This window comes from Microbacterium sp. Bi128 (assembly GCF_918698205.1).
Genome location: NZ_CAKKMM010000213.1, coordinates 1 through 6,787 on the forward strand (window position 1 = coordinate 1; position 6,787 = coordinate 6,787).

At 66.4% G+C, this 6,787-nt stretch carries 10 protein-coding genes and 1 other RNA gene; 3 read left to right on the forward strand and 8 right to left on the reverse strand.

Features of this window, described 5'->3' with window-relative positions:
- The 3 genes from LQV45_RS14885 to ssrA form a co-directional block, all read left to right on the forward strand.
- Positions 1–1,188, forward strand: a 1,188-nt coding sequence (locus LQV45_RS14885) for a peptidoglycan DD-metalloendopeptidase family protein (protein WP_230007701.1), incomplete at its 5' end; no start/stop codon positions are given.
- A 102-nt stretch (positions 1,189–1,290) separates the two neighbouring features.
- Positions 1,291–1,743, forward strand: a complete 453-nt coding sequence (smpB, locus tag LQV45_RS14890) for an SsrA-binding protein SmpB (RefSeq protein ID WP_230007702.1) — start codon at positions 1,291–1,293, stop codon at positions 1,741–1,743.
- A gap of 111 nt (positions 1,744–1,854) precedes the next feature.
- Positions 1,855–2,222, forward strand: a transfer-messenger RNA (tmRNA) gene (gene ssrA / locus LQV45_RS14895).
- Positions 2,223–2,365: 143 nt separating this feature from the next.
- Here the strand turns inward: ssrA and LQV45_RS14900 are convergent.
- The 8 genes from LQV45_RS14900 to LQV45_RS14930 form a co-directional block, all read right to left on the reverse strand.
- The gene (locus tag LQV45_RS14900; protein WP_230007703.1) at positions 2,366–2,710 is read right to left on the reverse strand and encodes an SHOCT domain-containing protein; all 345 of its coding nucleotides are present in this window, start codon (positions 2,708–2,710) and stop codon (positions 2,366–2,368) included.
- Between the two features lie 39 nt (positions 2,711–2,749).
- A complete protein-coding gene (locus tag LQV45_RS14905) occupies positions 2,750–3,214 on the reverse strand; it encodes a DUF6325 family protein (RefSeq protein ID WP_223916098.1) in 465 nt (154 codons plus the stop codon).
- A gap of 300 nt (positions 3,215–3,514) precedes the next feature.
- A complete protein-coding gene (locus LQV45_RS35680) occupies positions 3,515–3,649 on the reverse strand; it encodes a hypothetical protein (protein WP_018775274.1) in 135 nt (44 codons plus the stop codon).
- Positions 3,650–3,696: 47 nt separating this feature from the next.
- A complete protein-coding gene (locus LQV45_RS14910; RefSeq protein WP_230007704.1) occupies positions 3,697–4,068 on the reverse strand; it encodes a hypothetical protein in 372 nt (123 codons plus the stop codon).
- A gap of 87 nt (positions 4,069–4,155) precedes the next feature.
- Complete coding sequence (locus LQV45_RS14915) at positions 4,156–4,524, reverse strand: CrcB family protein (protein ID WP_230007707.1); 369 nt, start codon at positions 4,522–4,524, stop codon at positions 4,156–4,158.
- Positions 4,524–4,973, reverse strand: coding sequence for a CrcB family protein (locus LQV45_RS14920; protein ID WP_230007705.1), 450 nt, complete (start codon positions 4,971–4,973; stop codon positions 4,524–4,526). The genes LQV45_RS14915 and LQV45_RS14920 overlap by 1 nt, the downstream gene beginning before the upstream one ends.
- Positions 4,974–5,687 (reverse strand): metal-dependent transcriptional regulator, encoded by a 714-nt coding sequence (locus tag LQV45_RS14925; protein WP_079553023.1) that lies wholly within the window; start codon positions 5,685–5,687, stop codon positions 4,974–4,976.
- A gap of 16 nt (positions 5,688–5,703) precedes the next feature.
- On the reverse strand, positions 5,704–6,787 hold a 1,084-nt coding region (locus LQV45_RS14930), incomplete at its 5' end, for an Nramp family divalent metal transporter (RefSeq protein ID WP_230007706.1).

Here is a 6,787-nt window from a genome sequence, read left to right on the forward strand (position 1 = left end):
AAGATCGCCCAGGCCGCGGCAGACCTGGTCCTGTACCAGGGCCAGCTCCCCGGCGCCCAGCAGGCGCTCACGGACGCCCAGGGCCGGGTGGCCGGAGCGGTCCAGGAAGTGCAGGCCCTCGCGGCCCGCGTGGACCTGGCGCAGCAGAACAAGGCAAAAATCACGCAGCAGCTGGAAGCCGACAAACAGAAGATCGCGGACACCCGGAAACTGATCGGGCAGATCGCCACGCAGGCCTACAAGTCCGGCGGCGTCCCGTCCAACCTGTCCCTGTTCTTCGGCTCGAACCAGGGCAGCAGCCTGACGGACACCATCGACCTCGCGGACCAGGCCCTGCGCAGCCAGAACTCCGCGATGGACAAACTCACCCAACAGAGCGCCACCAACGTCAACGCGCAGGCCCGGCTGGCCGCCGTCGAGGCTGAAATCACCGACCTGAAGGCCAAAGCCGACGCCGCACTGGCCCGGGAAAAGGCCGCCCGGGACGAGGCCGCAGCCAAGAAGGCCGCCGTGGACAAGCTGATCGCCGACACCACCCGGCTCGACGCCCAACTCCAGGCCGCCAAGCCCGGCATCCAGAACCAGCTCGCCCAGGTCAAGGCCCAACAGGACGCCGTCGCCGCCGAGATCGCCGAACGCGACCGGAAGCTGCGTGAGGCCTGGCTGGCCGAGCAGCGGCGCATTGCCGAGGCCGCGGCGGCCGCCGCCCGGGCGCAGGGACAGGCGGTCCAGCCGTATGTCCCGCCGGCCCAGGGCTCGCCGTCGGCCTTCGGGCTGCAGCACCCGTTCCCCGGCAATATTCCGATCACCTCCGGGTTCGGCTGGCGGGCGACGCCGCCGGGCACCATCGACTTCTACGGCCAGGGCGGCTACATGCACACCGGCATCGATTTCGGTGCCGCCTGCGGCACGCCCGTCTACGCCGCGGCTGCCGGCACCGTCTTCTCGGCCGGCTGGGCCAACGACGGCGGCGGCAACAACGTGAAGATCTCCCACGGGGTGGTCCAGGGCAACTCGCTGACCACGATTTACTACCACAACACTTCCGTGGCGGTCTCGGTCGGCCAGCACGTCAACCAGGGACAGCTGATCGCCTATTCAGGCACCACCGGCAACTCCACCGGCTGCCACTCGCACTTCGAGACCTGGCTCAACGGCCGGGCCGTGGACCCGATGAACCTGCTGTAGTCCGGCCCGGGCCATCCGCTGAGGCGGTCGCACTGCCGTAAACTGGAAAGACTCCGCACCACCTGGCCGGAGTGAACCACCAACAAACCGAGGAGTCCTACCGTGCCCAAAGAAAGTGGCCGTAAGGTAGTGGCCACCAACCGCAAGGCCCGGCACGACTATCACGTCCTTGACACCTATGAGGCCGGCATCGCGCTGATGGGCACGGAAGTAAAGTCCCTGCGCGAGGGCCATGCCTCGATGGTGGACGGCTTCTGCACGTTCTACAACGACGAGCTGTGGATGGAGGGCATCCACATCCCCGAGTATCACCAGGGGAGCTGGACGAACCACGCCGCACGCCGCCGCCGCAAGCTGCTGCTGCACCGCGACGAGCTCACGAAGATCTCGCACAAAATCCGAGAGTCGGGCTTCACGATCGTGCCGCTGCAGCTGTACTTCGTGGACGGCCGCGCGAAGGTCGAAATCGGCGTCGCCCGCGGCAAGAAGGAATACGACAAGCGCCAGACGCTGCGCGAGGCCCAGCGCGTCATGCGCGAACGCAACCGCCGCTAGCGCGCCGCAGGCTGTCACGGTCCCCGGGAATGTTTCCCGGAGGCGGTGCGTTATGATTGGTAGTACGGGAAGGATCCGAAAGTATCCGGTCCGGGTTTGATAAAAAAATACGGGGATGATCGGTTTCGACGATGTTAGTCGCGACAGGTGAAGCGGGCCGAGGATGCAGAATTATCTCGTAAACGCTGTCTGCAAACCAATAAGTGCCGAATCAAAACGCACTGACTTCGCTCTCGCTGCCTAAGCAGTAAGACAGTCCGTCAGCCCGAGGTTGCTATTGCCCCGGATCCTGGCGTCATTTAGATAGCCACTGCTGTTTACCTCCGTCATCGGGGTAAACGGGACTCTTAGATGACTGGGCCCGGATCAGCCAGCTGTTTGCAGCATGGCTGGGCCGAGAAAATCCAACGCAAACTGCGCCCGGAGAAGCCCTGACAACACGACATCGGACGGGGGTTCAATTCCCCCCATCTCCACATAGGGGCCCGGCAACGGCGCTCCACCCCGTATTGGGTTCACGAATACTCCCCGCCGGCTTCTGTCGGCGGGGAGTTTTGTGCTTAAGGCCAAAGAGGAGGGAAGCGTCTTCCGACACTTCCCTCCTCCTTCCAGTTGTTTGGCACTACATGCCGAGGATCTTCGCCTTCTGGACGCCAAACTCTTGTTCCGTGAGAATCCCTTGATCCTTCAGCGCCCCGAGCTGCTTGAGCTGTTCGAGGGCTTCGTTTGAGATGCCGCCGGCAGCCGGGGGAGGGGGTGGTGGCTGCTGGTAGACCGGCTGCTGGTAGGCCTGCGGCGGTGGTTCCTGCTGGGCCATCTGCGAATCGTAGGCCTCCTGCTGCTTGGCCGCGGTCGCGGCGTCCTTCTCGGCAAACTTGTTGGCCTGGCGGCGCTGGACCCGGCCGCTGACTGCACTAGCCGTTCCGGCAACGACTGCCGTCCGTGCCACACCCCTAAGAAGTCCCATAATTCTCTTCCTCTCACATCTCTTGTTCTGCGTCAGGTCTCAGGCGTCGGCAACCGGAGGTGCGGCGGCGTCAAGTGCATCAAGTGCTTCCATCACGTCCGGAGCAGGGATCCGCGTGCTCGCGATGAGTTCGCCCCCGCTGTCCCGAACGGCCGCCACGAACGGTGCCGCCCAGGTGTTCTCGTAGACGATCAGCGCGGCCACCGTCCCGGGGAGCAGCGCGGCCGAGGCCTCGGCGATGTCATCGTCGCCCAAAAGCCCGGTCCGGGCCCCCTCGAAGTAGGAGAACCCCGCCGCGGGACCGCCTGGGTCGGTGAGTTCGAGCACCTCGACAGATCCGTCGTCATTCTTCATGACGACGAGGAGATCGAAGAGGCGGATCACGCCCTGCTCGACGAGCTTAACGAGTTCCTCACTCGCCCGTCCCGTCAGTCCCGATACGGGGAACTCCAGGAGTACGAAGTCGACCGGCCCGTGGGCCTCAGTCTCCGGTGTGGTTGTCACTGGTATTCCTCCGGTCTGTGTCGAGCACGCTGTCTGGCGCACTGGTCTTAGTGTGGGCGGTCCCCGCCGGGCCGTCACCACCCGCGTCGAATGATTCCGATGGGCCCCGCGCCGCTCAACGGTTGGAACTGCGTCGCGGACATGCCCCGGAATAGGACCTCTCGGTCGGATCCCAAGACCACTCAACCGCCAACGTGAGATTGTCACATCATCCATTTCGGGTGAGCCACCAGCCCGCCGGGACGTGTCAGGGCAACACGACAAGAGGCCGGAAGCAACGGCTTCCGGCCTCTCGATTTTTCAGCGCTTCTTGATGTGTGCCACTGGGTCGGTGTGGGCATCAACGATGTGTTTCGCCTTTTTCTCTGCCCGTTTTTCCTTGATGGTTTTAACCGACTTCTTCGACACGCTCTGGTGCGGCGTCTTGTCAGGCATGGTGCTCTCCCTCACGGCAGGGGCCAGGGGTAGCCCCGTCTTTTAAGCTACGCCTCGGGAACGGCGGCGTCCACGATCCCTGCGAAACGGCTGCCGACGCCGTCGTACACACTGCGCACGAGCCCGGGCCCGAGCACCGGGATCTCGCGTGCCTCGTGGTGCGCGCAGCAGACGTAAGTGAACTCTGGCCACCATTTTTTGGGCCGGGCCGCTTCGGAGAATCCGCAGACGGCACAGGTGAGCTGGACCCAGACGGGCCGCTTGCCGGTGCGGTTTGCCCTGGACTGGACCAGCCACGCCGGCGGGTTGTCCAGCAGCTCGCCCAGCTCGGCCTCGGACAGCCGGGGCGGGATGCCGTGACGGTGCGCCATTTCCAGGGGAATGTCGAGGGTCTGGGCTGCTTCACGTCGGGTAACCATCCTTCAACGATACGGGAACGACGGCGGCCCGAAGCCACCAGGGCGCCCCGGTGTTACCCTCGACACACCGGCGGCGGGCTAAGGTTTTCAGCCCGCGAGGGCAAGCCCAAGCGCGGCGGCCGCGAGCCCCACGAGCAGGTTCGCGCCGATGGTGAGCGCCGCCGCCCGGTACCGCTCTTCGCTGACCAGGCGGACTGTCGCGGTGGTCCATGAGCTGAAGGTGGTCAGGCCGCCGGCGAGACCGGTTGCGATCGCGGCGTGCCAGTCGGTGCCCAGCTCCAGGTGGCCGGTCAGGCCGACGGACCAACCGATGATGAAGGATCCGGCGACGTTGACCGTGAACGTCGCCCAGGGCCAGTGCGGTCGGGAGCCCTGATGGTGCGCGAACCAGGAGTCGACGGCGAACCGCAGGAGTGCTCCCGCCACCCCGCACGCCCCGACCACGAGCGCGGTCATCATTGGGCACCGCCGCGGAGGTCTGCAATCGCCTTGCCGGTTTTCCAGCCGGCCGCCGCCGCCCCGAGGCCCAGGGCGAGCGAGAGCCCGAGGTAGGCCAGCCACGTGGCATGGAAGCCGCCGCGGATCTGCTGGTCAATGGCGATCACCAGCGCCGAAAAGGTGGTGAAGGAACCCAGGAGGCCGGGGCCGATGCCGGCCCGCAGCCAGAAAGCCGTCTGCGGCCGCGCGATCCAGAGGGTGGTCAGGGTGGCCAGAACGAAACTCCCGGAGACATTGATCGCCAACGTGGTCCACGGCACCGCGCCGGCGCTTTCAGGAAAAATCAGGCCGGCGCCGAAACGCAGCTCGGTTCCGATCAGCCCGCCGACGGCGACGGCGGACCAGGCCTTCCACCCCGGCACGCCGGGGCGCGGCACGGCCCGGCGCTCGTCCAGCGCACCCTTCACTCAGCTCTCCGTGACGCTGCAGCCGGCGTGCCCGGCATCGCTGTGGACCCAGAGGGCCGAGGCGACCTCGTCGGCGAAATCGAATTCGCGCGGTGCCGCGGCGGAACCGATCCGCACTACCATGGGGCCACCGAAGGGACGCCGGCCCACCACCTCCACTTCGGCGTCGAGGTCGATGTCCTCTGCAGCGAGATAGCGCAGGAGCTCCGGGTTCTCGTCGCTGATCCGGGTGATCCGGCCGGTGTGGCCGTCGTCGAGTTCGCTCAGGCGGTGGGCGGCGGGCATCAGCACCGAGCCGTCGGCTGCCGGAATGGGATCGCCGTGCGGGTCCCGGGTGGGGTTCCCCAGCTTGGCCGCCATGCGTTCAATAAAGGTGTCCGAGACGGCGTGTTCCAGGAGTTCGGCTTCGTCATGGACCTCGTCCCAGCGGTACCCCAGCTCGCGGACGAGGAAAGTCTCGATCAGCCGGTGCCGCCGGACCATGGACAGGGCGAGCCGGACTCCATCGCTGGTGAGCGTGACGGCGCTGTAGGGCTTGTGGTCCACGAGGCCCTGGTCCTTGAGCTTGCGGACCATTTCCGAAACCGAGGAGTTGGCGACGCCCAGGCGCTGCGCCAGCTGCGTGGAGGTGATGGGCTTGCGCTGCCACTCGGTGAACGAATAGATGACCTTGACGTAGTCCTCGATCGAGGAGGAGGGCGTACTGGTCTTCACAGACCTAAGCCTACCGTCAGCTGCTTCCGGAGAAAGTGAGCCACAGCAGCACCAGGTTGAGAGCCACTACGAGCACCACGCTGATGATGGCGGCGACTCGGAGGGCCGGGCCGTCGGCGAACCGGCCCATCAGGGCTTTGTTGCTGGTCAGCACCACCAGCGGGACCAGGACAAAGGGAATCCCGAAGCTGAGGACCACCTGGCTCAGGACGAGCGCCCAGGTGGGGTCGAAGCCCACCGCCAGCAGCACGACGGCGGGGATGAGGGTCACGACGCGCCGGGCCATGACGGGGATCCGGATCTTGAGCAGGCCCTGCATGATGGTGCCGCCGGCATAGCAGCCCACCGAGGTCGATGCCAGGCCGGAGGCGAGCAGCCCGACCGCGAAGATCACGCCGACGATCGGGCCGAGATTGGCGGTGATGGCGGCGTGCGCGCCCTCGATCGTGTCCGTGCCTTCTTCGCCGCCGAGGGTGGAGGCGGCCAGGAGCAGCATGCCGATGTTGACCAGTCCGGCGATCGCGAGGGCGGCCACGACGTCGAACCGGGTGGCCCGGACCAGGCGCGCGATGGCCGCCGGGGGAACATGCAGGTGTTCGTCCGGCCGGTGCCGGTCCCGGGACAGGGCCGAGTGGACGTAGATGGCGTGCGGCATGACGGTGGCCCCGAGCATGCTGGCGGCCAACAGTACGGTGTCCGGGCCCTGGAAGCCGGGCATGAGCCCGGCCAGGGCGGCCCCCGGATCGGGCGGGCTGATGAACAGCCCGGCCAGGAAGCCGACTGTGATGATGCCGAGCAGGAACATGATGATGAATTCGAACGGCCGCTGTTTCTGCCGGGCCTGGACCGCGAGCAGGAGCATTGACACGGCGCCGACAATCACGGCGCCAAGGGGGAGGGGCAGGCCGAAAAGCAGGTACAGGGCAATTGCGCCGCCCACCACCTCCGCGAGATCGGTGGCGGCGGCGACAACTTCGGCCTGCACCCAGAAGGCGCGGCGCCAGAACGGCTTGAGCCGTTCACCAAGGATCTCCGGAAGGCTCTTGCCCGTGACGATCCCGAGCTTGGCGGACTGGTACTGGACGAGCACGGCCATGACG

Bases quoted from the DNA above. Each gene is read 5' to 3' on its own strand.
- LQV45_RS14900 (WP_230007703.1), bottom strand. From the start codon at position 2,710: ATGGGACTTCTTAGGGGTGTGGCACGGACGGCAGTCGTTGCCGGAACG.
- LQV45_RS35680 (WP_018775274.1), bottom strand. From the start codon at position 3,649: ATGCCTGACAAGACGCCGCACCAGAGCGTGTCGAAGAAGTCGGTTAAA.
- LQV45_RS14910 (WP_230007704.1), bottom strand. From the start codon at position 4,068: ATGGTTACCCGACGTGAAGCAGCCCAGACCCTCGACATTCCCCTGGAA.
- LQV45_RS14915 (WP_230007707.1), bottom strand. From the start codon at position 4,524: ATGACCGCGCTCGTGGTCGGGGCGTGCGGGGTGGCGGGAGCACTCCTG.